This is a genomic window from Variovorax sp. J31P179, assembly GCF_030316985.1.
In the GTDB taxonomy this organism is placed as follows: Bacteria; Pseudomonadota; Gammaproteobacteria; order Burkholderiales; family Burkholderiaceae_C; genus Variovorax; species Variovorax ginsengisoli_B.
In genome coordinates, this window is sequence record NZ_JASZYL010000002.1 from 417,323 (window position 1) to 439,545 (window position 22,223).

Here is a 22,223-nt window from a genome sequence, read left to right on the forward strand (position 1 = left end):
TGTTTTCGTCCGAGACAAGAAACTTAAACCTCGGAAACCTCTCCGAACTGCATGAAAAAGCCGTTGCAAGACTTTCCCCCAACCCCTTCTTCATCGTTCTTCGCACGCCGCGCCTTGGTCGCGGCCCTCGCTGCCACCCCCGTGATTCCCGCCCTGGCTCAGTTCCGGGTCGAGGTCTCGGGTGTGGGCGTGACGCAGTTGCCGATCGCGATCGCGCCCTTCCGGGGCGAGGAGTCCTCGCCGCAGAAGATCTCGGCGATCGTGCTGGCCGACCTCGAGCGCAGCGGACAGTTCCGCGGCGTCGACGCGTCCGGCCAGGCCCTCGATGAAAGCTCCCGCCCCGACCTCAGCTTCTGGCGCCAGCGCACCGCCGATTCGCTCGCGGTCGGCAGCGTCACTCGGCTGGCCGATGGCCGTTTCGACGTCCGCTTCCGCCTCTGGGACGTGGTGCGCGGGCAAGACCTCGGCGGCCAGAGCTACACCGTGCCCCAGGGCGACCTGCGGCTGGCCTCGCACCGCATCGCCGACTACATCTACGAGAAGCTGACCGGCGAGAAGGGCATCTTCTCGACCCGCATCGCCTATGTCACCAAGGGCGGGAGCCGCTACACGCTGTGGGTGGCCGACTCGGACGGCGAGAACGCCCAGGCGGCACTCGCCAGTCCCGAACCGATCATTTCGCCGCGCTGGTCGTCCAACGGCAGCCAACTCGCCTACGTGTCCTTCGAGTCGCGCAAGCCGGTGGTGTACGTCCACAACGTCGCCAGCGGCCAGCGGCGGCTGGTGGCGAACTTCCGCGGCTCCAACAGCGCGCCGGCCTGGGCCCCGGACGGCAGCACGCTGGCCGTCACCCTGAGCCGCGACGGCGGCTCGCAGCTCTACACCATCTCGTCCAGCGGCGGCGAGCCGCGCCGTCTCACGCAGAGCAACAGCATCGACACCGAGCCGGTGTTCTCGGCCGACGGCGGCACGATCTACTTCGTCAGCGATCGCGGCGGTGCGCCGCAGATCTACAAGATGGGCGCCGGCGGCGGCAACCCGACCCGGGTCACCTTCAGCGGAACCTACAACATTTCTCCGTCGATCAGCGGCGATGGCCGGTGGTTGGCCTACATCTCGCGCGTCGGCGGGGCGTTCAAACTCCATGTGATGGAGTTGGCGACCGGCAACGTGCAGGCGATCACGGACACCACGGCCGACGAGCGCCCGAGTTTTGCGCCGAACAGCAAATTGATCGTCTACGCCACCAAGCTGCAGGGCCGCGAGGCACTGATGACCACGACGCTCGACGGCAAGATCAAGGCGCGGTTGGCGGGGCAGGCCGGAGACATCCGGGAACCGGACTGGGGTCCGTTTCAAAAGCAATGATTAACTTGAGGAGTCCGAAAATGTTGAAACGTACGATTTATTCGCTGGCCATCGTGGCCCTGATCGCTGGCTGCTCGTCCGGCACCAAGCTGAACGACACCCCGGTGGTCGACCGCGGTGCGGCGGGCCAGGGCGGCGGCGCTGCCAGCGGCGTGGCGCCGGTCACCATCGACCCGAATGCGCAGAACGCGCAAGGCCCGGTCGGCGTGGCACGGATCATCTATTTCGACTTCGACAGCTACACCGTCAAGCCCGAGTTCCAGCAACTCATCGACGGCCATGCGCGCTTCCTCAAGGCCAATCCGAACCGTCGCGTGTCGATCGAAGGACACACCGACGAACGCGGCGGCCGCGAGTACAACCTCGCACTCGGCCAGAAGCGCTCCGAGGCCGTGCGCCGCGCACTGGTCCTGGTCGGTGTCAGCGATTCCCAGATCGAGGCCGTGAGCTTCGGCAAGGAAAAGCCGGCGGCGCAGGGCAGCGGCGAGGACGTCTGGGCGCAGAACCGCCGCGCCGAGATCACGTACCGCTGATGATGCGCGGCCTTACTTTGCGAGGCGCAGTCCTCGCAGCCGCGTTGCTGTGCGCTTCGCTGGGGGCCCAGGCCGCGCTGTTCGAAGACGACGAGGCGCGGCGCGCCATCCTCGACCTGCGCCAGCGGGTCGAGACCATGCGCCAGCAGGCCGAGCAGCGTCAAAGCGAGGAAAGCGCGCAACTGCGCCGCAGCCTGCTCGATCTGCAGAACCAGATCGAGCAGATGCGCGGCGACATGGCGCGCTTGACGGGTCAGAACGAGCAGCTCACGAAGACCGTCACCGATCTTCAGCAGCAGCGCCAGACCGACACCGACAGCCGAGCCAAGAGCAACGAGCCGTCCAAGGTCGCGGTCGACGGCCGCGAGTTCAATGCCGATCCAAAGGAAAAGGCCGACTTCGACGCGGCCCTCGGCATCTTCCGTGCGGGCCAGTTCGCGCAGGCGCAGACGGCGTTCGCCGACTTCGTCAAGCGCTATCCGCAGAGCGGCTACAACGCCTCGGCGCTGTTCTGGCTCGGCAATGCGCAGTACGCGACGCGCAACTACAACGAGGCCATCGCCAATTTCAGGTCGATGCTCTCGCTGGCGCCCGACCATGCGAAGGCACCCGAGGCCGTGCTGTCGATCGCGAATTGCCAGATCGAGCTGAAGGACACCAAGGCCGCACGCCGCACGCTCGAGGACCTGACCAAGGCCTATCCGCAGTCGGAGGCAGCGCAAGCCGGCCGCGAACGGCTGTCGCGGCTGCGCTAGCCCCTTGACCGCCGCGAGCCCCGTCGTCGCCACGGACGACGCCGACCTGGCCCGCCGTTTCGGCGGGCTGGAGCGCTTGTACGGGGTGGCGGGCGCGGCCCGCATCCGCGAGGCGCACGTGCTGGTGGCGGGCATTGGTGGCGTCGGCTCATGGGCCGTCGAGGCGCTGGCGCGCAGCGGAGTCGGGCGGCTGTCGCTGGTCGACCTCGATCACATCGCCGAATCCAACATCAACCGCCAGATCCATGCGCTCGATTCGACCGTCGGCCAGGCCAAGGTGGAAGCCATGCGGGATCGCATCGCGCACATCAATCCGGCCTGCAGCGTGCTGGCGATCGACGAGTTCGTCGAGCCCGACAACTGGCAGGCCCTGCTGGCCACCGCCGAGGCCGCCAACGGTCCGGTGACCGCGGTTCTCGATGCCTGCGACCAGGTGAAGGCCAAGCTCGCGATGGCCGCCTGGGCACGCGGCGCGGACGCAGGCTTCGTCACCGTCGGCGCCGCCGGGGGCAAGCGCCTGGCGCACCGGGTCGAGATCGACGATCTAGCCCTGGTCACGCACGACCCCTTGCTGGCGCAGCTTCGCCAGCGACTGCGCAAGGCTCACGGCGCACCGCGCGAAGGCCGCAAGATCGGCGTCGCATGCGTCTTCAGTCGCGAGAGCGTCGCGCCGCCGGACGCCTCCTGCGCGATCGAGGGCGACGGTTCGCTCAACTGCCATGGCTATGGATCGGTGGTGGCGGTGACCGCCACATTCGGTCAATGTGCGGCAGGGTGGCTCCTCGATCGGATTGCCCGAAATGTCACGCTATAATTTCAGGCTTTGCCGGATTCGACGCCGGCCAAGAACACTGGTATCGGGACGTTAGCTCAGTTGGTAGAGCAGCGGACTTTTAATCCGTTGGTCACAAGTTCGAATCTTGTACGTCCTACCAATCCTTGCAAGAAGAGCCCGCTATCTATTCGATAGCGGGCTTTTTCTTTTTTGGGGGCCAAGTAGCCTCCAAACGCATCTGCCATGATCGAGCACTCAGTTTCAAGGAAGCACCGTGCTGACCGTCCACCATCTCGGCAAATCGCAATCAGAGCGAATCGTGTGGCTTTGCGAGGAGCTCGGCCTGACGTACGAGCTGAGGCACCATGTGCGGGATCCGGTCACCGCGTTGGCCCCACCAGAACTCGTCGCGCTGCATCCGCTCGGCACCGCGCCCGTGATCAGCGACGGGGATGTCCTGCTTGCCGAGTCGGGCGCCATCGTCGAATACATCATCGCGAAATACGGCCATGGCCGGCTCGCGCTCGGCCCGGACCATCCGGACTACGTCGACTACATCTTCTGGTGGCACTACGCCAACGGGAACTTCCAGCCGAACATGGGGCGCAACATGCTCCTGCGGAGACTGCACCTGCCGCCTGACAATCCCATCGCTGCCCGCCTGAACGGCCGGCTCGAGGGGGCGTTCGCGCTGATCGAGAAGCGCCTCGGCGACGTGCCGTTCCTGGCCGGAGAGAACTTCACCGCGGCCGACATCATGACGTTCTTCTCGCTGACGACGATGCGGTACTTCATGCCCTTCGACCTCACGCCTTATCCGAACATCCTGGCCTACCTGCAGCGCATTGCAGGGCGAGACGCCTACCAGCGCGCCATGCGCAAGGGCGACCCGGGCATGCCACTCTTGCTGACCTGAAGACCGGCATTCAGCGCGCTGCCATGCGCACGAGTCGGGCCGCCTCTTCGGCGCGCGCGTCGTCGACCTCGCGCAGTACGCCGCCCAGATCCACCGGCCCGCTCGGGCGCACGAAGCTGCCTGTCAGCGCCGAGCCGGTGTGCAGCTCGCCACGTTCATAGAGGTTCCATATCTCCTCGCCATAGCGGGTGGAACGCAGCTCGGGCGCCACCTGACCGAAGAAGTCCGCGAGGTTCGCGACGTCGCGCAGGAGCATCCGCCGCGCGTGATTGTTGCCCGCGGCATCGACCGCCTGCGGCAAGTCGATGATCACAGGGCCATCGGCGGCCAGCAACACATTGAACTCCGAGAGGTCGCCATGCACCACGCCCGCACACAGCATGCGGACCACTTCCGCCAGCAGCGTCGCGTGGTGCAGCCGCGCGTCCTCGGGCGAGAACACCACGTCGTTCAGGCGCGGTGCGGCATCGCCCTGGGCGTCCGCGACCAATTCCATCAGCAGCACGCCGTCGCAGAAGTTGTAGGGCTCCGGCACGCGGACGCCGGCCGCGGCCAGCCTGTAGAGGGCGTCGACCTCGGCGCTTTGCCATGCGGCCTCGGTCGCCTGCCGTCCGAATTTCGTGCCCTTGGCCATCGCGCGCTGCAGGCGCGTGTTCTTGACCTTGCGATTCTCGGTGTAGTCGACGGCCTGGCGAAAGCTGCGCTGGGTCGCTTCCTTGTAGATCTTGGCGCAGCGCGTGTCGTCGCCGCAGCGCACCACGTAGACCGTCGCTTCCTTGCCGCTCATGAGCTGGCGAACCACGCTGTCGATCAGTCCTTCGTCGATGAGTGTCTGTAGTCGAGGGGGTGCTTTCATGGCGCATTCTGCCTGTCCGGCGCTTCGCCTCGCGCCAAGGAGGCCGACGCCTGTTTCGGTGGCAAGGGCGCTGAGGGCTTGTCCAGGTCGAGTCCGGACACCCATGACGCGACGGCATAGATGCGAAGCAGGCAGGCCGAGTACGCCGCCCACGCGGCGCGGTGCCGGTATTCCAGCGCATCGAGGGCCGCGACCTCCTTCTCGCTCGGGGCCGGGCTCCCGGTGCACAGGTGGTCGCCGGCCTGTTCGATCAGGCGCTCCCGCTCGGCGGCTGCGCTGGCCCTGCACTCGAGCCACGCCGCCCAGAGGCGGGCGAGTTCAGCCCGGTCATTCGAGTCCACGGCGTGTCCTTTAGTGACATTGCAAAGTAATACATTTGGGTTACTTTGTCTGTAGGCAACGCATGACGCGCGAATGGAGGCGGTGTCAGGGTCGGTTGCGTGGGTTTACGCCAGCTTTGCAATCCCTCGGTGCACGCTGTTCGACGCACCGGCGTTGAATGTGCACGGGGCAATTGCCTCGAACAGGAGATTCACATGCAGGCAGGTCGTTCAGTGTTGGTCAAGTTGGCAGCGGTCGGCGTCCTCGCCGTCGCAGCCCTCGCAGGTGCCGCTTCAGCCAGCGCAGGCACGAACTGGTCAGTGGGCATCGCAGTCCCCGGCGTGGTCGTCGGCGCGGGCGAGCCGGCGCGCTACTACGAGCCAGCGCCTGTCTACGCGCCTCCGGCGCCGGTGTACTACCAGCCGGCGCCGGTGTATCGCGCGGCGCCGCCTGTGGCCTACGCGCCGGCGCCCGTCTACTATGAGCCGGGGTATCGCGGCGAGGGGCGGCGCTTCTATCGCTCCGAGTGGAACGATGGTCGCCGCTGGGACCATCGCGACTGGCGGCATGAGCGCCGTGAAGAGCGTCGGGGATGGGGCGATCGCGACTGATCGAGACCTGAAGCCGCACAACAAAAAGGCCGTTCGAGACGGCCTTTTGCTTGCTTGATCGGGGCCTATGCGGCGTCGCTGCCGTCCAGCGCGGCGGAGTGGCGCGAGCCCGCGATCGACGACACCACGCCGACGGCGCTGGCACGCAGCAGTTCTTGCCGCAAGGCGGCCTCGAGCAACCTGCGCGCCGTGTCCGGCCGGTCGTGGTCGTACTCTTCGTCCAACTCGCAATGCAGGTAGTAGTCGACCCTGGCCATGAGCCTCTCGACCGACGCTGCGAGGTCTGTCTCGTTCATATTCCGCTCCTCCGAACCAGTCGCGCGGATACGACCTTGGTTTGATCTCGACTTCCCTTTTGTCACACGCTTGACGCATCCGGCAGCCAGGTGTGCAAGTCATCGCATTATCCGCCTGCTTGCGCAATAGCTCCCCATCCGATGTCGTCGCAGGCCAACAACTCGTTCAGATTGATAATTTTCGAATTCTTTGGTATTAGGGTGAAAACGCCCCTAGCGAAGCCGGAGTCGATTCCATGCGCTGCTCAACCTGGAAGGGCGCACGGGCGGCGCCGGTCGCTCGCCCTGCGGCGACGGCAACTGATGCCGCACGGCCTGCGCCACCCGGACGCAGTCCTTGATGTGCAGTTCGCCCAGCGAGCGGAGCGCGGCATAGCTGAGCGTGGCAGAGACCACTTGCCCGGCAAGGGGAACGAAACGGGCCGCCTGGCTGGCGGTCAGCTTGACGCCGGCATGGCGCGCCAGCGCGACCAGCAGGTCGCGGGTGACCAGGCGCCCGACCAGCAGGGCGCCGACGGTGGCCGCGGCCTTGCGGATGCGCTCGCGCTCGTGCGGCGCCAGGCGCTCGACCTGGGTCACCGAAAGCCCGAACTCGGTGCTGATCTGCGGCACCACGCGGGCCAGCAGGGCCGCGTCGGCAGCCCAGTCGAGGCCCGGAATGGGCATCGCGCCGACGGCGGCCGCCATCATCGCCTTGCGGCCCAGCAGGCGGCGACTGCGCCGGATGGCGGCAATCAGTTGGGGGTCACCCTGCGCGAGTTCGATGGCGGAAGACATTCCGCCCCATTATGAGGTGGCGAGGGCCTCGAGCTGGTCCGACAGCGCCAGCCAGCGCTCCTCGAGGCTCGCGATCTCGTCGCCGAGCGCCTTCAGGCGCTTGCCTGCCTCGGCGATTTCGGGCGCCGGCAGGGCCTGGGCGAGCCGTGCTTCCAGCGTCGCCTTCTCGCTGCTGGCGGCCGCCAGGCGCTGGTCGACCTGGGTCAGCTCGCGCTTCAGGGGCTTGGCCTGGTCGCTGCGCTGCTGGCGATCCTGCGCGTCCTGCTTGCGCTGGTTCTTGCCCCCGGGGGCGCTGTCGGCCGCCCTGGGCGCCGGTGCGCTCGCCACCGGGGCTTCGGCCGGAGCGGCGGCGGCTTCGACCGCCGCGGCATCGCGGGTCGCCACCTTGGCCTCCTCGCGCAGCCGCTTGGCCTCGTCGAGCAGGTAGCGCTGGTAGTCGTCGAGGTCGCCGTCGAAATCCGTGACCACGCCCCGGCCGACCAGCCAGAACTCGTCGCAGACCGAGCGCAGCAGCGCGCGGTCGTGGCTGACCAGCATCAGGGTGCCTTCGAACTCGTTGAGCGCCACGGCCAGCGCCTCGCGCGTCGCCAGGTCCAGGTGGTTGGTGGGCTCGTCGAGCAGCAGCAGGTTGGGGCGCTGCCAGACCATCATGGCCAGCACCAGCCGCGCCTTTTCGCCGCCGCTCATGGTGCCGACCGGCTGCTTGACCATGTCGCCGCTGAAGTTGAAGCTGCCGAGGAAGCCGCGCAGCGCCTGCTCGCCAGTGCCTTCCCGGGCGGCGCTGCCGAGTTCGCGCGCCATGCGCACCATATGCTCCAACGGGTTGTCCTGGGGGCGCAGCACGTCGAGTTCCTGCTGCGCGAAGTAGCCGATGTTGAGGCCCTTGCCCTCGGTGACGGTGCCGGCGAGCGCGCCCATTTCGCGCGCGATGGTCTTCACCAGCGTCGACTTGCCCTGGCCGTTGGCGCCCAGGATGCCGATCCGCTGGCCCGCCAGCACCGAGCGGTTGACGCCGCGCAGGATGGTCTTCGGCGGCTCGTCCTCGATCTCGTAGCCGAAGCTGGCGTCGCTGATCGACAGCATCGGATTCGGGATGTTGCCCGGCTCCTTGAATTCGAAGGTGAAGTCGGCCTCGGCCAGCAGCGGCGCGACCCGCTCCATGCGCTCGAGCGCCTTGACCCGGCTCTGTGCCTGCTTGGCCTTGCTGGCCTTGGCCTTGAAGCGGTCGATGAACTTCTGCAGGTGGGCGATCTTGTCCTGCTGCTTGCTGAAGGCGACTTGCTGCTGCTCCATCTGCAGCGCGCGCATGTCCTCGAACTTGCTGTAGTTGCCGCCGTAGCGCGTGAGCTGGGCGTTGGCGATGTGCAGGGTGACATCGGTCACGGCGTCGAGGAACTCGCGGTCGTGGCTGATCACGATCATGGTGCCGGCATAGCGCTGCAGCCAGGCTTCGAGCCAGACCAGCGCGTCGAGGTCCAGGTGGTTGGTGGGTTCGTCGAGCAGCAGCAGGTCGCTCGGGCACATCAGGGCGCGCGCCAGTTGCAGCCGCATGCGCCAGCCGCCCGAGAAGCTGTTGACGGGCTCGTCGAGCTCGTGCGACTTGAAGCCCAGGCCGAGGATCAGTGCCTGGGCGCGCGGCACGGCGTCGTGCTCGCCGGCGTCGGCCAGGTCGGTGTAGGCGTGGGCCAGCTCCATGCCGATGTCGGGGTCGTCCGGGTTGGCTTCGTAGGCGGCTTCGATGGCCGCCAGCGCCGCGCGCAGTTCGCCGAGCCGGGTGTCGCCGCCGACCACGAAGTCGGTTGCCGATTCGTCGGTCTCGGGCATGTTCTGCGCCACCTGGGCCATGCGCCAGTGCCTGGGCACGGAAAAGTCGCCGCCGTCCTCGTGCAGCGTGCCGTTGAGCAGGGCGAACAAGGTGGACTTGCCGGCGCCGTTGCGCCCCACCAGGCCGACCTTCTCGCCCGGGTTGAGGGTGACGGTGGCGCCGTCGAGCAGGACCTTGGCGCTGCGGCGAAGAATGACGTTTCTGAGAGTGATCATGGATAGGGGACCGTAGGGGCGATTATCCCGTGCGCGTCCAGGCGGCCTGGCGCGAGGGGGCATAGGGGACATCAGCCCGATGAAGGGGGCGCAGCCGAGGCTGCGGGGAAGGCGGCGAAGGACGGGCGCCGCTAAGGCTCGCCGGCACCCGCCAGCAGGGCCTCGCGGGTCACCAGCAGGACCTGGTCCTCGCCGGCCGAGCTTTCGAGCCAGACGACTTCGAGCTGCGCAAACGCGGCTTCGAAGTTCGCCCGCTCGTTGCCGATCTCGAGCACCAGCACGGCCTGCTCGCTCATGCGCGACGGCGCGTCGGCGAACAGCCGGCGCACGAAGTCCATGCCGTCGCTGCCGCCGGCCAGCGCGAGTTCGGGCTCGGCCCGGTATTCGGCCGGCAGGGCGGCCATGCTCGCGCTGTTGACGTAGGGCGGGTTGCACAGCACCAGGTCGTACGGACCGGGCACTTCGGCCAGGCCATCGGAATGGATCAGGCGGACGCGGGCGTCGAGCTGGTGCCGGGTGACGTTGATCGCCGCCACCTCGAGCGCCTCGAGCGACAGGTCGGCGGCGTCCACGCTCACCTCCGGATAGGTCAGGGCGGCGAGGATCGCGAGGCTGCCGTTGCCGGTGCACAGGTCGAGCACGCGCCGGGTGTGGTCGCCGAGCCAGTAGTCGATGGAGCCGTCGGCGATCAGTTCGGCGATGAAGCTGCGCGGCACGATGGCGCGTTCGTCGACGTAGAAGGGAACGCCCTGCAGCCAGGCCTCCCGGGTCAGATAGGCCGCCGGCTTGCGGGTCGCGATGCGCTGCGCGAACAGCTCGCCGATGCGCGCCGCGTCGGCGGGCGACACCGGCCGCTCGGCCACCGCGTCGAGTTCGTCGAGCGGCAGGCCAAGGCGCCACAGCACCAGCCAGACCGCTTCGTCGAAGGCGTTGTCGGTGCCGTGGCCGAACGCCACGCCGGCTTCGGCCAGCTGCCTGGCGCCGGCCTGGATCAAGGCGATGACCGTGCTCATGCGGTCAGCGCTTCGAGCCGTTCGAGCGTGCGGCGGTAGATGTTCTTGAGCGGCTCGATGTCGGCCACCGCGATGTGCTCGTCGATCTTGTGGATGCTGGCGTTGACCGGGCCGAGTTCGACCACCTGCCGGCAGATCTTGGCGATGAAGCGCGCATCGCTGGTGCCGCCGCTGGTCGACAGCTCGGTCTGGAGGCCGGTCTCGTCGCGGATCGCCTGCTGCACGGCTTCGACCAGCGCGCCGGGCACGGTGAGGAAGGGCAGGCCGCCGATCGTCCAGGCCAGTGTGTAGTCGAGGCCGTGGGCGTCGAGCACCGAGGCCACGCGCTGCTGCAGCGACTCGGGGGTCGACTCGGTCGAGAAGCGGAAGTTGAAATCGATCACGGCCGCGCCCGGGATCACGTTGCTGGCGCCGGTGCCCGCATGGATGTTGCTGATCTGCCAGCTGGTCGGCTGGAAATGATCGTTGCCGGCATCCCAGCCGCCCGCCGCATTGAGCGCGACCAGTTCGGCCAGCGCCGGCGCGAAGGCGTGCACCGGGTTCTTCGCCAGGTGCGGGTAGGCAATGTGGCCCTGGACGCCGTTGACCGTCAGCCGGCCGCTCATGGTGCCGCGGCGACCGTTCTTGATCATGTCGCCGCAGCGCTCGACCGAGGTCGGCTCGCCGACGATGCAGTAGTCGATCGCCTCGCCGCGCGCCGCCAGCTGGTTGCAGACCACCACCGTGCCGTCGATGCCGGGGCCTTCCTCGTCGCTGGTGAGGAGCAGCGCCAGGGTGAGACGCGGGTCGGGCGTGGCGGCCAGGAACTCCTCGATGGCGACCACGAAGGCGGCCAGCGAGGTCTTCATGTCGCAGGCGCCGCGGCCGTAGAGGCGGCCGTCACGGTGGGTCGGGGTGAACGGGTGGCTGCTCCACTGCTCGATCGGACCGGTCGGCACGACGTCGGTATGGCCAGCGAAGGCCATGGTCTTCGGCTGGTCTGCGCCGCCTGGCCGCACCGCCCACAGGTTCGTGACGCGGAAGTCGGCAGGGCCGCTTTCGATGGTCTCGAGCCGGAATCCGAGCCGCGCCAGGCGCTCGCCGAGGATCTGCTGGCAGCCGCCGTCGTCGGGGGTGACCGAGGGGCGGGAGATCAGTTGTTCGGCGAGCTGGAGCGTTCGGGACATCGACAGGGGCAGGTGGCTCAGGGACGCACGTCGAGCGTGATGTCCGTGAAGGTGGGTTCCTCGACCTGGTCGAGGAGGGAGCGTTCTTCGTTGCGCGCGGGCGGCGCCTTGCGGTTCTGCAGGCGCCACATCAGGTTGGTCGGCGAATCGGCCTGGGACAGGCCTTCCTCGCGCGTCACCAGGTCTTCGGTGATGAGCCGCGCGATGTCTTCCTCGAAGGTCTGGGAGCCTTCGGCCATCGATTGTTCCATGGCTTCCTTGACCGCCGAGAAGTCGCCCTTGCCGATCAGTTCGGCCACCAGCGCGGTGTTCAGCAGCACTTCGAGCGCCGGCACGCGGGCACCGCTGGGCGTGCGCAGCAGGCGCTGGGCCACGATGGCGCGCAGCGCGCCGCCGAGGTCGCCCAGCAGCGTGGCGCGCACTTCGACCGGGTAGAAGCTCAGGATGCGGTTCAGCGCCCGGTAGCTGTTGTTGGCGTGCAGCGTGGCCACGCACAGGTGGCCCGACTGTGCGTAGGCGATCGCGGCGGTCATGGTCTCGCGGTCGCGGATCTCGCCGATCTGGATCACGTCGGGCGCCTGGCGCAGCGCGTTCTTGAGCGCGATCTGCAGCGACTGGGTGTCGCTGCCGACGTCGCGCTGGTTCACCATCGACTTCTTGTTGGTGAAGGTGAATTCGATCGGCTCCTCGACCGTGAGGATGTGGCCGGTGGCGTTCTCGTTGCGGTAGTCGAGCATCGAGGCCAGGGTGGTGCTCTTGCCGGCGCCGGTCGAGCCGACCATGAGGATCAGGCCGCGCTTTTCCATGACCAGGGTCTTGAGGATCTCGGGCAAGTTGAGATCCTCGAAGCTCGGGATGGTCGAGGCGATGTGCCGCACGACCACCGCGTAGCTGCCGCGCTGACGCATGGCGCTGATGCGGAAGTTGCCGGAGCCTTCGAGCGCGATCGCCATGTTGAGCTCGCCGGTGCGCTCCAGTTCGGCGATGCGGTTCTCGTGCACCACCTCGGACAGCAGGCTGAGCGGTGCCTCGGGCGGCAGCACCTGGGCGTTGATCGGCATGCAGTTGCCGTTGATCCGGATCAGGGCCGGGGAGTTGGCCGAAAGATAGATGTCCGATGCCTTGCGCTCGGCCATCAGACGAAGAATTCGCTCCATCGTGTTCATCGGCTCTCTCTCCTCGGCGTTGTGGTTCTGGATCGGGTGGCTCACAGGGGCCGCCCCCTCAGGCGGCCCGGGTGGTCAGTCGCGCAGCAGGTCGTTCAGAGAAGTCGACGAGCGTGTCTTGGCATCGACCTTCTTCATGATGATGGCGGCGTAGGTGCTGTACTTGCCGCCCGGCTTGGGCAAGGTGCCGGCGACGACCACCGAGCCCGCCGGAACGCGGCCGAAGCTGACGGTGTCGGTGGCGCGGTCGTAGATGGGGGTGCTCTGGCCGATGAAGACGCCCATCGACAGCACCGAGTTCTCTTCGACGATGACGCCCTCGACCACCTCGGAACGGGCGCCGATGAAGCAGTTGTCCTCGATGATGGTCGGGCCGGCCTGCAGCGGCTCGAGCACGCCGCCGATGCCGACGCCGCCCGACAGGTGGACGTTGGCGCCGATCTGGGCGCAGGAGCCGACCGTGGCCCAGGTGTCGACCATCGTGCCTTCGCCGACGTAGGCGCCGATGTTGACGTAGGAGGGCATCAGGATCGCGCCCTTGGCGATGTAGCTGCCGCGGCGCGCCACGGCCGGCGGGACGATGCGCACGCCGGCTTCCTTGAGCTCGTTGGCCGACAGGTGCGAGAACTTGGTCGGCACCTTGTCGTAGAAGCCCAGCGCGCCGGCCTGGATCTGTTCGTTGTCCTTGAGGCGGAAGGACAGCAGCACGGCCTTCTTGATCCACTGGTGCACGGTCCACTGACCGACGGCTTCGCGGGTGGCGACCCGCAGGTGGCCGTTGTTGAGCTCGGCGATCACGTGGTCGACGGCGTCGCGCACTTCCTTGGAGGCGCTGGAGGCGGAGATGTTGGCGCGGTCTTCCCACGCGGCGTCGATGGTCTGCTGGAGTTGTTGGGTCATGGAAAAACTCAGTTCTGGATGAAATTCACGATGCGTTTCGCGGCCTCGGTGCATTCGGCCGTGTCGGCGACCAGCGCCATGCGGATGCGCCCGCGGCCCGGGTTGGCGCCGCCGACCTCGCGCGCGAGGTAGCTGCCGGGCAGCACCGTCACATTGTATTGAGCGTAGAGCGCCCGGGCGAAGGCGGCGTCGTCGCCTTGCCACGCGGGCGGAATGCCGGCCCAGAGGTAGAAGCTGGCGTCGGGCAGGCGGACGTCGAGCACCGGCTCGAGCAGCGGCGTCACGGCGGCGAACTTGGAGCGGTACTGGGCGCGGTTGTCGACCACGTGGAGCTCGTCGTTCCAGGCCGCGATGCTGGCGGCGGCCACGGTGCCGCTCATGGCGCTGCCGTGGTAGGTGCGATAGAGCAGGAAGGACTTGATGATCGCGGCGTCGCCGGCCACGAAGCCGCTGCGCAGACCCGGCACGTTGCTGCGCTTGGACAGCGAGGTCAGGGCGATCAGGTTGCGGAAGTCGCTGCGGCCGAGCCTGGCTGCGGCCTCGAGCCCGCCGAGCGGGGGTTCGTCGCGGAAGTAGATCTCGCTGTAGCACTCGTCGGCCGCGATCACGAAACCGTGCCGGTCGGACAGGGCGAAGAGCTTTTCCCACTCGCCGATCGGCATCACGGCACCGGTCGGATTGCCCGGCGAGCAGACGAAGACCAGTTGCGTGCGGGCCCAGATCGCATCCGGCACGCTGTCCCAGTCGACCGCGAAATTGCGCGCCGGCACGTTCGGCACGTAGTACGGCTCGGCGCCCGAAAGCAGCGCCGCGCCTTCGTAGATTTGATAGAACGGGTTGGGCGACAGCACCACCGGCGCCGGCGTCCGGCTGGCGTCGACCACGGTCTGGGCCAGGGCGAACAGGGCCTCGCGCGAGCCGTTGACCGGCAGCACCTGGGTGGCCGGATCGAGCGCCAGGCCATAGCGACGCTCCAGCCAGCCGGTGAACGACTGGCGCAGCGGCAGGTCGCCGGCGGTGGCCGGGTAGGTCGCGAGTGCGCCCATGCCGGCCGCCAGCGCATCCTGGATGAAGGCCGGGGTCGGGTGCTTGGGTTCGCCGATGCCGAGGCTGATCGGCGCGAATGCGGGGTTCGGGGTGACGCCGGCGAACAGTTGTCGCAGCCGCTCGAAGGGGTAGGGCTGCAGTTTGGCGAGCAGGGGATTCATGATCCTCGATTATCGTGGCAGCGCCGGAACCAGGAGCGGGCGATCATCGTGTTGATTCCTAGAGTTTCTTCACCAGCACCTGGCTCTTGCGGTCCCAGTTGTACTTGCGCTTGCGGGCCTCGGGAAGCCAGTCGGGGTTGACCTGCTGGAAGCCGCGCTTAAGGAACCAGTGCATGGTGCGGGTGGTGAGCACGAAGATGCTGTCCAGTCCCGACGCCTTGGCGCGCTGCTCGACCCGTTTCAGGATGCGCTCGCCGTCGCCCTGGGCCTGCGATTGCGGGGACACGGTCAAGGCGGCCATCTCGGCGGTGCGCGCCTCGGGGTAGGGGTACAGCGCGGCGCAGCCGAAGATCACGCCGTCGTGCTCGATCACGGTGTACTGGCCGATGTCGCGCTCGATCTCGGTGCGGCTGCGCTTGACCAGCGTGCCGTCGCGCTCGAAGGGCTCGATCAGCTGCAGGATGCCGCCGATGTCGTCGGCGGTGGCCTCGCGCAGCGATTCGAGCTTTTCGTCGATCACCATGGTGCCGATGCCGTCGTGCACGTAGACCTCGAGCAGCAGCGAGCCGTCGACCGAGAAGGGCAGGATGTGGTTGCGCTCGATGCCGGCCTCGCAGGCCTTGACGCAGTGCTGCAGGTAGAACGCGGTGTCGGTCGGGCGCTGGGCGGGCGGCAGCGCCGCCAGCAGCTTGCGGGCGGCGTCGAGCGGCAGTTCGGTGTCGATGGGGTTGTCCTCGCTGATCGGCAGGGCCGGGTCCTGGGCGATGCCCGGCACCTCGGTCATGAAGATCAGCTTGTCGGCCTGGATCGAGATCGCCACGCTGGTCGCGACTTCCTCCATCGTGAGGTTGAAGGCCTCGCCGGTGGGCGAGAAGCCGAACGGCGACATCAGCACCATCGAGCCGAAGTCGAGCGCGCGGCGAATGCCGGCGGCGTCGACCTTGCGCACCAGCCCCGAATGCTGGAAGTCGACGCCGTCGACCACACCGACCGGCCGGGCGGTGATGAAGTTGCCGGAGATCACGCGGATGGTGGAGCCGGCCATCGGGGTGTTGGGCAGGCCCTGGCTGAAGGCGGCCTCGATCTCGTAGCGCAGCTGGCCGGCCGCCTCCTGGGCGCAGTCGAGCGCCACCTCGTCGGTGATGCGGATGCCGTGCGAGTACTTCGCCTCATGGCCCTTGGCGCGCAGCTGCTCGTTGACCTGAGGCCGGAAGCCGTGCACCAGCACGACCTTGACGCCCATGCTCTGGATCAGTGCCAGGTCCTGGGCGATGCTGGCCAGCTTGCCGGCGGCGATCGCCTCGCCGGCCATCGCGACCACGAAGGTCTTGCCGCGATGCATGTGGATGTAGGGCGCGACCGAGCGGAACCAGGGGACGAAGGTGAAGTTGAAGACGGTGGACATGAAGGGACTGTGAATGAGGCGTGTGTCAGGTCGGCGAGAACGGATTCTCGACGACAAGCTTGCCGAAGCGCTGGCCGTGCTGGCCGTTCTGCGACACCAGGACGTCGGCGTTGCCGCGAATCGCGGCTTCGAGGATCAGCGCATCCCACCACTGGAGGCGGTGCTTCTGCGCCAGTTCGGAAGCGGCTAGCACGCTGTCGGCGCTCGATCCGACGACCTCGAAGGCGCACAGCTGGGACAGCTGGCCGGCCGCTTCGCGCGCGCTCAGCGGCGGCTTCAGCTTGCGGGTCGTGATGTTGTAGAACTCCTGCAGCACCTGGGTGCTGAGCATGACCGTGTCGTCCTTGACCGCCCGGGCGAAGCGGTCGATGGCGATTTCCTTGCGCACCGGATCGCCGGCATCGACGGCGTACACCAGCACGTTGGTGTCGAAGAAAATGTTCATTCGGCGGGGTAGGGCCGATCGTGGGCATCGTCGCGCGACCAGCTCGCGCCCTCGCTGTTGGCCTTGCTGCGCCGCGCCGCGGCAATGAAGGCCTCGCCGGCGATCTGGCGGCGGTCGTTGCCCTGCGCATAGTCGGCAAGGAATTCGCGCACGCGCGCGCTCACGGAGGTGCCTTCGTTGATGGCGCGCACGCGCGCCTTGCGCACGATGGTCTCGTCGATGGCGATGGTGAGGTTGGTCATGTCAGGCGACTCCGGAAGGCTCCACGAGAACAAGTGTAGCACGTGAATCCGTGAAATGCGATAATGCGCCTTCCCATGAGTTCCCTCCCGCCAGAAACCCGCCGCGCCAGTCCGCTCGCCATCGAATTCCCCGAATCGCTGCCGGTTTCGGCTCGCCGAGACGAGATCGCCAAGGCCATCGCTGCCCACCAGGTCGTCATCGTCTGCGGCGAGACCGGCTCGGGCAAGACCACGCAGCTGCCGAAGATCGTGCTGGAGCTCGGCCGCGGCAAGCTGAACGCGCCACCGGGCAAGGGCCGGCTGATCGGCCACACCCAGCCGCGCCGGATCGCCGCGACCTCGGTCGCCAAGCGCATCGCCGAGGAGCTGAAGACGCCGCTGGGCGAGGTGGTCGGCTACAAGGTGCGCTTCCAGGACCGGTTGTCCCGCGAGGCCTCGGTCAAGCTGATGACCGACGGCATCCTGCTGGCCGAGACCCAGACCGACCCGCTGCTCAAGGCCTACGACACGATCATCATCGACGAGGCCCACGAGCGCTCGCTGAACATCGACTTCCTGCTCGGCTACCTGCGCGAGATCCTGCCGCGGCGGCCGGATCTGAAGGTGATCGTGACCTCGGCCACCATCGATGCCGACCGCTTCGCGCAGCACTTTGCATCCGCGAAGGGGCCGGCGCCGACGATCATGGTGTCGGGGCGGACCTTCCCGGTCGAGCAGCGATACCGTCCCTTCGAGGAGTCGCGCGACCACGACCTCAACGACGCCATCGCCGACGGGGTCGACGAACTCTGGCGCGACCCGCACAACGCCGGCGACATCCTGGTCTTCCTGCCCGGCGAGCGCGAGATCCGCGAGGCCGCCGACCATTTGCGCCGCCACCTCAGCCACCAGCCGCTGATGCGCAGCGCAGAGGTGCTGCCCCTGTTCGCGCGGCTGTCGCAGGCCGAGCAGGAGCGCATCTTCGACAGCCACAGCGGTCGGCGCATCGTGCTGGCCACCAACGTGGCCGAGACTTCGCTGACCGTGCCGGGCATCCGCTACGTGATCGACACCGGCACGGCGCGGGTCAAGCGCTATTCGTTCCGCAGCAAGGTCGAGCAGCTGCTGGTCGAGCCGATCAGCCAGGCGGCGGCCAACCAGCGCGCCGGACGCTGCGGGCGGGTCGCCAACGGCATCTGCATCCGGCTCTACGACGAGAAGGACTTCGAGGGTCGGCCGCGCTTCACCGACCCGGAAATCCTGCGCTCCTCGCTGGCCGGCGTGATCCTGCGCATGAAGTCGCTGCACCTGGGCGATGTCGAGCGCTTTCCGTTCCTGGAGGCGCCGCAGCGGCGCGCGATCGCCGACGGCTACCAGCTGCTGAACGAACTCGGCGCGGTCGACGATGCCAACGAGCTGACGCCGATGGGCGCCGAGCTGGCCCGGCTGCCGCTCGACCCGCGGGTCGCGCGCATGATCATCGAGGCCCGCACGCGCGGCGCGCTCGAGGAAGTGCTGGTGATCGCCAGCGCCCTGTCGGTGCAGGACGTGCGCGACCGGCCGATGGAGATGCAGCAGCAGGCCGACCAGGCGCATTCGAAGTTCGACGACGAGAAGAGCGAGTTCAGCGGCTACCTGCGGCTGTGGAAGTGGATCCTGGATGCGCGCGGCGGCCATGGTGACACGCACAAGCTCAGCAACCGGCAATACGAGCAACTGCTGCGCCAGAACTTCATCAACATCCGCCGGGTGCGCGAGTGGCGCGACATCCATTCGCAGCTGCTGACGGTGGTGACCGAGCACAAATGGCGCATCAACACCCAGCCGGCCGGCTACGAGCCGCTGCACCTGTCGATGCTCTCGGGCCTGCTCGGCAACATCGGCTGGAAGCTGGAGGACGACGAGGCCTACCTGGGTGCGCGCGGCATCAAGTTCTACCGCCATCCGGGCGCCCACCTGAAGAAGAAGCCGGGCCGCTGGATCGTCGCTTCCGAGCTGGTCGAGACCACGCGGCTGTTCGGCCGCGGCATCGCCAACATCGAGCCGCAGTGGCTCGAACAGGTGGCGGGCCACCTGCTGAAGAAGCAGTTGCTCGACCCGCACTGGGAGAAGAAGGGCGCCCAGGTCGCGGCGCTGGAGCGCGCCACGCTCTACGGACTGGTGGTCTACAGCGGGCGCCGGGTCGATTTCAGCAAGGTGGATCCGGTCGCGGCGCGCGAGATCTTCATCCGCGAGGCGCTGGTCGGCGGGCAGTGGGAAAGCAAGCTGCCGTTCCTGGCGGCCAACCGCAAGCTGGTGCGCGAGGTCGAGGGCCTGGAGCACAAGTCGCGGCGCCAGGACGTGCTGGTCGACGACGAGCTGATCTACGCCTTCTACGACGCCCAGCTGCCGGCCGACGTGTCGAGCGGCCTCACCTTCGAGAACTGGTATCGCGGCCAGTCGCGCGAACAGCCCAGGCTGCTCTACCTGACGCGCGACGAGCTGATGCGCCACCAGGCGGCCGGCATCACGACCCAATCCTTTCCGCCGACCGTGCGCCTGGGCGGCGTCGATTGCGCGGCCACCTACCTGCACGAGCCGGGCGATGCCAAGGACGGGCTGACCGTCAGCGTGCCGCTGTTCGTGCTGAACCAGGTCAGCGACGAACGCTGCGAGTGGCTGGTGAGCGGCATGCTGAAGGACAAGATCCAGGCCCTGCTCAAGAGCCTGCCGCAGAAGCCTCGCGCGCGGCTGGTGCCGCTGCCCGAATCGGCCGCGCGCTTCACCGAGGTGCTGTCGGCGCCCGAGGTCTTCGGCCACGGGTCGCTGACCGACGCGCTCCTGAAGCGGGTGCGCGACCAGACCAGCCTCGACGTCAAGCGCGCCGACTTCAAGCTCGACATGCTGCCGCCGCACCTCTTCATGAACCTGCGGGTGGTCGACGAGCATGGCCGGCAGCTCGGCATGGGGCGCAACCTGGGCGCGCTGAAGGCCGAGCTGGGCACGCAGGCGCGCGGTGCCTTCCAGGCGCTGGCCGGGCTCAACGTGCGGGCTTCGCCGGAGCCGGCCCAGGCCGGCGCAGGCGGACAGGCCCGGCCCGCAGCGAAAGCCGCGGTCGAGGCGCCGGCGACGCCCGCCCTCCCGGCCGGCCAACGCTACACCACCTGGACCTTCGGCGAGCTTCCCGAATTGATGGAAGTGCGGCGCGGAGCGCAATCGCTGATCGGGTTCCCGGCGCTGGTCGACGACAGCGACGCGGTGACGATCGAGGTCTTCGACGAGCCGGCCGTGGCCGCCGCGAAGCATCGGGCGGGGCTGCGCCGGTTGTTCGCCCTGCAGCTCAAGGACGCCCTGAAGTACCTCGAGAAGAACATCCCCGACCTGCAGAAGATGGCGGTCGCCTTCATGCCGCTCGGCACCGCCGAGGAACTGCGGGCGCAGATCATCGAGGTGGCGATCGACCGCGCCTTCCTGCAGGAGCCGCTGCCGACCGACGAGTTCGCCTTCAAGCGGCGGCTGGAGGAGGGCCGCGGGCGCCTGACGCTGATCGCCAACGAGGTGGCCCGGCTGGCCGGCACGATCCTGGTCGAATACGGGTTGGCGCTGCGCAAGATCAAGGACACCAAGGTGCAGCCCGAGGCCACTGGCGACGCGGCGCAGCAACTGCAGCGGCTGGTGGGCAAGCGCTTCATCGCCGACACGCCCTGGCCGCGGTTGCAGCACTTCGCGCGCTACCTGAAGGCGATCACCCTGCGGCTCGACAAGCTGCGCGCCGACCCGGCGCGCGATGCCCAGCGACTGGCCGAACTGCGGCCGCAGGAGCAGCGCTACTGGCGCCTGCTCGCCGAGCGCAAGGGCGCGGCCGACGAGCGCATGAGCGAGTTCCGCTGGCTGCTCGAGGAACTGCGCGTGAGCTTCTTCGCCCAGGAGCTGCGCACGCCGCAGCCGGTCAGCGTGAAGCGGCTGGACAAGCTCTGGGCCCAGCTGGGGCATTGAGCCTTTGCAGCCAGACAGCAAAAAGCCCGCCGAAGCGGGCTTTCCGTGCGGCAGGCGCCGAGGGCTATATCCGACCCATCAGCAGCAGCACGATCACCACAAGCAGCACCAGGCCAAGACCGCCGCTGGGCCCATAGCCCCAGCTGCGGCTGTAGCCCCAGCTCGGCAGCGCGCCCACCAGCAGCAGGATCAGGACGATCAGCAGAATCAACGAGAGGGACATGGACTTCTCCTAGGGCGGTATGTTTTGAAGCCCTCATCCTCTGCCCCCGGGCGCCCGGCGATCGCGGGAAGCGGCCCCCTCCCGCGGTCAGGACTCTCCTACCGTTCGTGTCAGAGCCGGGCCAGTCGTCCGATCGCGGCCTGCAGGGTTTCGTCCTTCTTGGCGAAGCAGAAGCGCACCACGCGCTGGTCGAAGCCGTCGCCGTAGAAGGCCGACAGCGGGATCGCCGCGACCCCGATCTCGCTCGTGAGCCACTGGCAGAAATCCGATTCGCCGAGCGCGCTGACCTCGCTGATGTCGACGCACTGGAAATAGGTGCCGGCGCTGGGCAGCAGCTTGAAGCGCGTCTTCGCCAGGCCCTCGGCGAACAGGTCGCGCTTGCGCTGGTAGAAGGCCGGCAGCTCCAGGTACGGCGTCGGATCGGCCATGTAGCGGGCCAGCGCATGCTGCATCGGCGTGTTGACCGTGAAGACGTTGAACTGGTGCACCTTGCGGAACTCGGCGCTCAGCGCGGCCGGGGCCGCCACGTAGCCGACCTTCCAGCCGGTCACGTGGTAGGTCTTGCCGAAACTGCTGACGATGAAACTGCGCGCCGCCAGGCCCGGGAAGCGCGCCGCGCTCTCGTGGCGGGCGCCGGCGTAGACCATGTGCTCGTACACCTCGTCGCTGATCACCAGCACCTCGGTCGGCGCCAGCAGGTCTTCGAGCTGGCGCATCTCGGCCTCGGTCCAGACCGTGGCGCTCGGGTTGTGCGGCGTGTTGACGATGATGGCGCGGGTGCGCGGGGTGAGCGCCGCCGCGATCTTCGCGAAGTCGGGGCGGAAGCTGCCGGGCGTGAGCGGCACGCGCACCACGGTGCCGCCGGCCAGGTCGATGTTCGGCACGTAGCTGTCGTAGCAGGGTTCCAGCACGATCACCTCGTCGCCTGGCCGGACCACGGCCAGGATCGCCGTGATGATGGCCTGGGTGGCGCCGGCGGTCACGGTGATCTCGGTCTGCGGGTCGTAGCGATGGCCGTACAGGGTTTCGATCTTGGCCGCGATCGCCTCTCGCAACGCAAGGATGCCGGGCATCGGCGGATACTGGTTGTGGCCCGCCGCCATGGCGTCGGTCACGGCCTGCAGCAGTTGCGGGTCGCAATTGAAATCGGGGAAGCCCTGGCCGAGGTTGACCGCGTTTTTCTCGGCGGCGAGTGCCGACATCACGGTAAAGATCGTCGTGCCCACGGCGGGCAGCTTGGTTTGCACTTCGGG

Annotated in this window: 22 protein-coding genes and 1 tRNA gene; 8 read left to right on the top strand and 15 right to left on the bottom strand. The window is 67.9% G+C overall.

Annotated elements, in window-relative coordinates; genetic code table 11:
• The first annotated feature begins 51 nt into the window (after positions 1 to 51).
• From tolB to QTI17_RS06360, 6 genes are all read left to right on the top strand, one after another.
• Positions 52 to 1,368 (top strand): Tol-Pal system beta propeller repeat protein TolB, encoded by a 1,317-nt coding sequence (gene tolB / locus QTI17_RS06335; RefSeq protein ID WP_478138509.1) that lies wholly within the window; start codon positions 52 to 54, stop codon positions 1,366 to 1,368.
• A 20-nt stretch (positions 1,369 to 1,388) separates the two neighbouring features.
• Entirely contained in the window at positions 1,389 to 1,901 is a 513-nt protein-coding gene (pal, locus tag QTI17_RS06340) for a peptidoglycan-associated lipoprotein Pal (RefSeq protein ID WP_286531791.1), read from the top strand.
• Positions 1,902 to 1,903: 2 nt separating this feature from the next.
• On the top strand, positions 1,904 to 2,656 hold the full coding sequence (gene ybgF / locus QTI17_RS06345; protein WP_503011025.1) for a tol-pal system protein YbgF: 753 nt from the start codon (positions 1,904 to 1,906) through the stop codon (positions 2,654 to 2,656).
• 4 nt (positions 2,657 to 2,660) lie between these two features.
• On the top strand, positions 2,661 to 3,470 hold the full coding sequence (locus tag QTI17_RS06350; protein ID WP_286531793.1) for a tRNA threonylcarbamoyladenosine dehydratase: 810 nt from the start codon (positions 2,661 to 2,663) through the stop codon (positions 3,468 to 3,470).
• 45 nt (positions 3,471 to 3,515) lie between these two features.
• Positions 3,516 to 3,591 (top strand) — tRNA-Lys (locus QTI17_RS06355).
• 114 nt (positions 3,592 to 3,705) lie between these two features.
• Positions 3,706 to 4,347, top strand: a complete 642-nt coding sequence (locus QTI17_RS06360; protein WP_286531794.1) for a glutathione S-transferase family protein — start codon at positions 3,706 to 3,708, stop codon at positions 4,345 to 4,347.
• A gap of 10 nt (positions 4,348 to 4,357) precedes the next feature.
• Here QTI17_RS06360 and QTI17_RS06365 read toward each other — a convergent pair whose 3' ends face one another.
• A complete protein-coding gene (locus QTI17_RS06365) occupies positions 4,358 to 5,203 on the bottom strand; it encodes a PA4780 family RIO1-like protein kinase (protein WP_286531795.1) in 846 nt (281 codons plus the stop codon).
• Positions 5,200 to 5,544 carry a hypothetical protein gene (locus QTI17_RS06370; RefSeq protein WP_286531796.1) on the bottom strand — a complete coding sequence of 115 codons (345 nt, stop codon included), beginning with the start codon at positions 5,542 to 5,544 and terminating at the stop codon, positions 5,200 to 5,202. The genes QTI17_RS06365 and QTI17_RS06370 overlap by 4 nt, the downstream gene beginning before the upstream one ends.
• 195 nt (positions 5,545 to 5,739) lie before the next feature.
• On the opposite strand from QTI17_RS06370, the gene QTI17_RS06375 reads away from it, so the two are divergent.
• Positions 5,740 to 6,135 carry a hypothetical protein gene (locus QTI17_RS06375; protein ID WP_286531797.1) on the top strand — a complete coding sequence of 132 codons (396 nt, stop codon included), beginning with the start codon at positions 5,740 to 5,742 and terminating at the stop codon, positions 6,133 to 6,135.
• A gap of 65 nt (positions 6,136 to 6,200) precedes the next feature.
• On the opposite strand, the gene QTI17_RS06380 is transcribed toward QTI17_RS06375, so the two are convergent.
• From QTI17_RS06380 to QTI17_RS06430, 11 genes are all read right to left on the bottom strand, one after another.
• Entirely contained in the window at positions 6,201 to 6,431 is a 231-nt protein-coding gene (locus tag QTI17_RS06380; RefSeq protein ID WP_286529111.1) for a hypothetical protein, read from the bottom strand.
• A gap of 213 nt (positions 6,432 to 6,644) precedes the next feature.
• Entirely contained in the window at positions 6,645 to 7,208 is a 564-nt protein-coding gene (locus QTI17_RS06385) for a hypothetical protein (RefSeq protein ID WP_286531798.1), read from the bottom strand.
• Positions 7,209 to 7,217: 9 nt separating this feature from the next.
• A complete protein-coding gene (locus QTI17_RS06390; RefSeq protein WP_286531799.1) occupies positions 7,218 to 9,248 on the bottom strand; it encodes an ABC-F family ATP-binding cassette domain-containing protein in 2,031 nt (676 codons plus the stop codon).
• 131 nt (positions 9,249 to 9,379) lie between these two features.
• On the bottom strand, positions 9,380 to 10,261 hold the full coding sequence (gene prmB / locus QTI17_RS06395) for a 50S ribosomal protein L3 N(5)-glutamine methyltransferase (RefSeq protein WP_286531800.1): 882 nt from the start codon (positions 10,259 to 10,261) through the stop codon (positions 9,380 to 9,382).
• Entirely contained in the window at positions 10,258 to 11,427 is a 1,170-nt protein-coding gene (gene dapE, locus QTI17_RS06400; protein WP_286531801.1) for a succinyl-diaminopimelate desuccinylase, read from the bottom strand. Before dapE ends, prmB begins: the two co-directional genes overlap by 4 nt.
• A gap of 17 nt (positions 11,428 to 11,444) precedes the next feature.
• Entirely contained in the window at positions 11,445 to 12,593 is a 1,149-nt protein-coding gene (locus QTI17_RS06405; RefSeq protein WP_286531802.1) for a PilT/PilU family type 4a pilus ATPase, read from the bottom strand.
• 75 nt (positions 12,594 to 12,668) lie between these two features.
• A complete protein-coding gene (gene dapD / locus QTI17_RS06410; protein ID WP_286529099.1) occupies positions 12,669 to 13,493 on the bottom strand; it encodes a 2,3,4,5-tetrahydropyridine-2,6-dicarboxylate N-succinyltransferase in 825 nt (274 codons plus the stop codon).
• Positions 13,494 to 13,501: 8 nt separating this feature from the next.
• Complete coding sequence (gene dapC / locus QTI17_RS06415) at positions 13,502 to 14,701, bottom strand: succinyldiaminopimelate transaminase (RefSeq protein WP_286531803.1); 1,200 nt, start codon at positions 14,699 to 14,701, stop codon at positions 13,502 to 13,504.
• A gap of 58 nt (positions 14,702 to 14,759) precedes the next feature.
• On the bottom strand, positions 14,760 to 16,106 hold the full coding sequence (gene argA / locus QTI17_RS06420) for an amino-acid N-acetyltransferase (RefSeq protein ID WP_286531804.1): 1,347 nt from the start codon (positions 16,104 to 16,106) through the stop codon (positions 14,760 to 14,762).
• Positions 16,107 to 16,131: 25 nt separating this feature from the next.
• Positions 16,132 to 16,551: a PIN domain-containing protein gene (locus QTI17_RS06425; protein WP_286531805.1), complete on the bottom strand. Its 420-nt coding sequence runs from the start codon at positions 16,549 to 16,551 to the stop codon at positions 16,132 to 16,134.
• Positions 16,548 to 16,793: a hypothetical protein gene (locus QTI17_RS06430; protein ID WP_286531806.1), complete on the bottom strand. Its 246-nt coding sequence runs from the start codon at positions 16,791 to 16,793 to the stop codon at positions 16,548 to 16,550. The genes QTI17_RS06425 and QTI17_RS06430 overlap by 4 nt, the downstream gene beginning before the upstream one ends.
• 75 nt (positions 16,794 to 16,868) lie before the next feature.
• Between QTI17_RS06430 and hrpA the strand changes: the two genes are divergently transcribed.
• Positions 16,869 to 20,747 carry an ATP-dependent RNA helicase HrpA gene (gene hrpA, locus QTI17_RS06435; protein WP_286531807.1) on the top strand — a complete coding sequence of 1,293 codons (3,879 nt, stop codon included), beginning with the start codon at positions 16,869 to 16,871 and terminating at the stop codon, positions 20,745 to 20,747.
• Positions 20,748 to 20,811: 64 nt separating this feature from the next.
• Here the strand turns inward: hrpA and QTI17_RS06440 are convergent, their stop codons facing one another.
• The gene (locus QTI17_RS06440) at positions 20,812 to 20,970 is read right to left on the bottom strand and encodes a DUF3309 family protein (protein ID WP_214685614.1); all 159 of its coding nucleotides are present in this window, start codon (positions 20,968 to 20,970) and stop codon (positions 20,812 to 20,814) included.
• A gap of 110 nt (positions 20,971 to 21,080) precedes the next feature.
• On the bottom strand, positions 21,081 to 22,217 hold the full coding sequence (locus QTI17_RS06445; protein WP_503011026.1) for a pyridoxal phosphate-dependent aminotransferase: 1,137 nt from the start codon (positions 22,215 to 22,217) through the stop codon (positions 21,081 to 21,083).
• Positions 22,218 to 22,223 lie beyond the last annotated feature (6 nt).

Bases quoted from the DNA above. Each gene is read 5' to 3' on its own strand.
- QTI17_RS06365 (WP_286531795.1), bottom strand. From the start codon at position 5,203: ATGAAAGCACCCCCTCGACTACAGACACTCATCGACGAAGGACTGATC.
- QTI17_RS06405 (WP_286531802.1), bottom strand. From the start codon at position 12,593: ATGAACACGATGGAGCGAATTCTTCGTCTGATGGCCGAGCGCAAGGCA.
- QTI17_RS06375 (WP_286531797.1), top strand. From the start codon at position 5,740: ATGCAGGCAGGTCGTTCAGTGTTGGTCAAGTTGGCAGCGGTCGGCGTC.
- tolB (WP_478138509.1), top strand. From the start codon at position 52: ATGAAAAAGCCGTTGCAAGACTTTCCCCCAACCCCTTCTTCATCGTTC.
- argA (WP_286531804.1), bottom strand. From the start codon at position 16,106: ATGTCCACCGTCTTCAACTTCACCTTCGTCCCCTGGTTCCGCTCGGTC.
- dapE (WP_286531801.1), bottom strand. From the start codon at position 11,427: ATGTCCCGAACGCTCCAGCTCGCCGAACAACTGATCTCCCGCCCCTCG.
- QTI17_RS06440 (WP_214685614.1), bottom strand. From the start codon at position 20,970: ATGTCCCTCTCGTTGATTCTGCTGATCGTCCTGATCCTGCTGCTGGTG.
- QTI17_RS06425 (WP_286531805.1), bottom strand. From the start codon at position 16,551: ATGAACATTTTCTTCGACACCAACGTGCTGGTGTACGCCGTCGATGCC.
- ybgF (WP_503011025.1), top strand. From the start codon at position 1,904: ATGCGCGGCCTTACTTTGCGAGGCGCAGTCCTCGCAGCCGCGTTGCTG.
- QTI17_RS06430 (WP_286531806.1), bottom strand. From the start codon at position 16,793: ATGACCAACCTCACCATCGCCATCGACGAGACCATCGTGCGCAAGGCG.
- hrpA (WP_286531807.1), top strand. From the start codon at position 16,869: ATGAGTTCCCTCCCGCCAGAAACCCGCCGCGCCAGTCCGCTCGCCATC.
- dapD (WP_286529099.1), bottom strand. From the start codon at position 13,493: ATGACCCAACAACTCCAGCAGACCATCGACGCCGCGTGGGAAGACCGC.
- prmB (WP_286531800.1), bottom strand. From the start codon at position 10,261: ATGAGCACGGTCATCGCCTTGATCCAGGCCGGCGCCAGGCAGCTGGCC.
- pal (WP_286531791.1), top strand. From the start codon at position 1,389: ATGTTGAAACGTACGATTTATTCGCTGGCCATCGTGGCCCTGATCGCT.
- QTI17_RS06380 (WP_286529111.1), bottom strand. From the start codon at position 6,431: ATGAACGAGACAGACCTCGCAGCGTCGGTCGAGAGGCTCATGGCCAGG.
- QTI17_RS06390 (WP_286531799.1), bottom strand. From the start codon at position 9,248: ATGATCACTCTCAGAAACGTCATTCTTCGCCGCAGCGCCAAGGTCCTG.
- QTI17_RS06385 (WP_286531798.1), bottom strand. From the start codon at position 7,208: ATGTCTTCCGCCATCGAACTCGCGCAGGGTGACCCCCAACTGATTGCC.
- dapC (WP_286531803.1), bottom strand. From the start codon at position 14,701: ATGAATCCCCTGCTCGCCAAACTGCAGCCCTACCCCTTCGAGCGGCTG.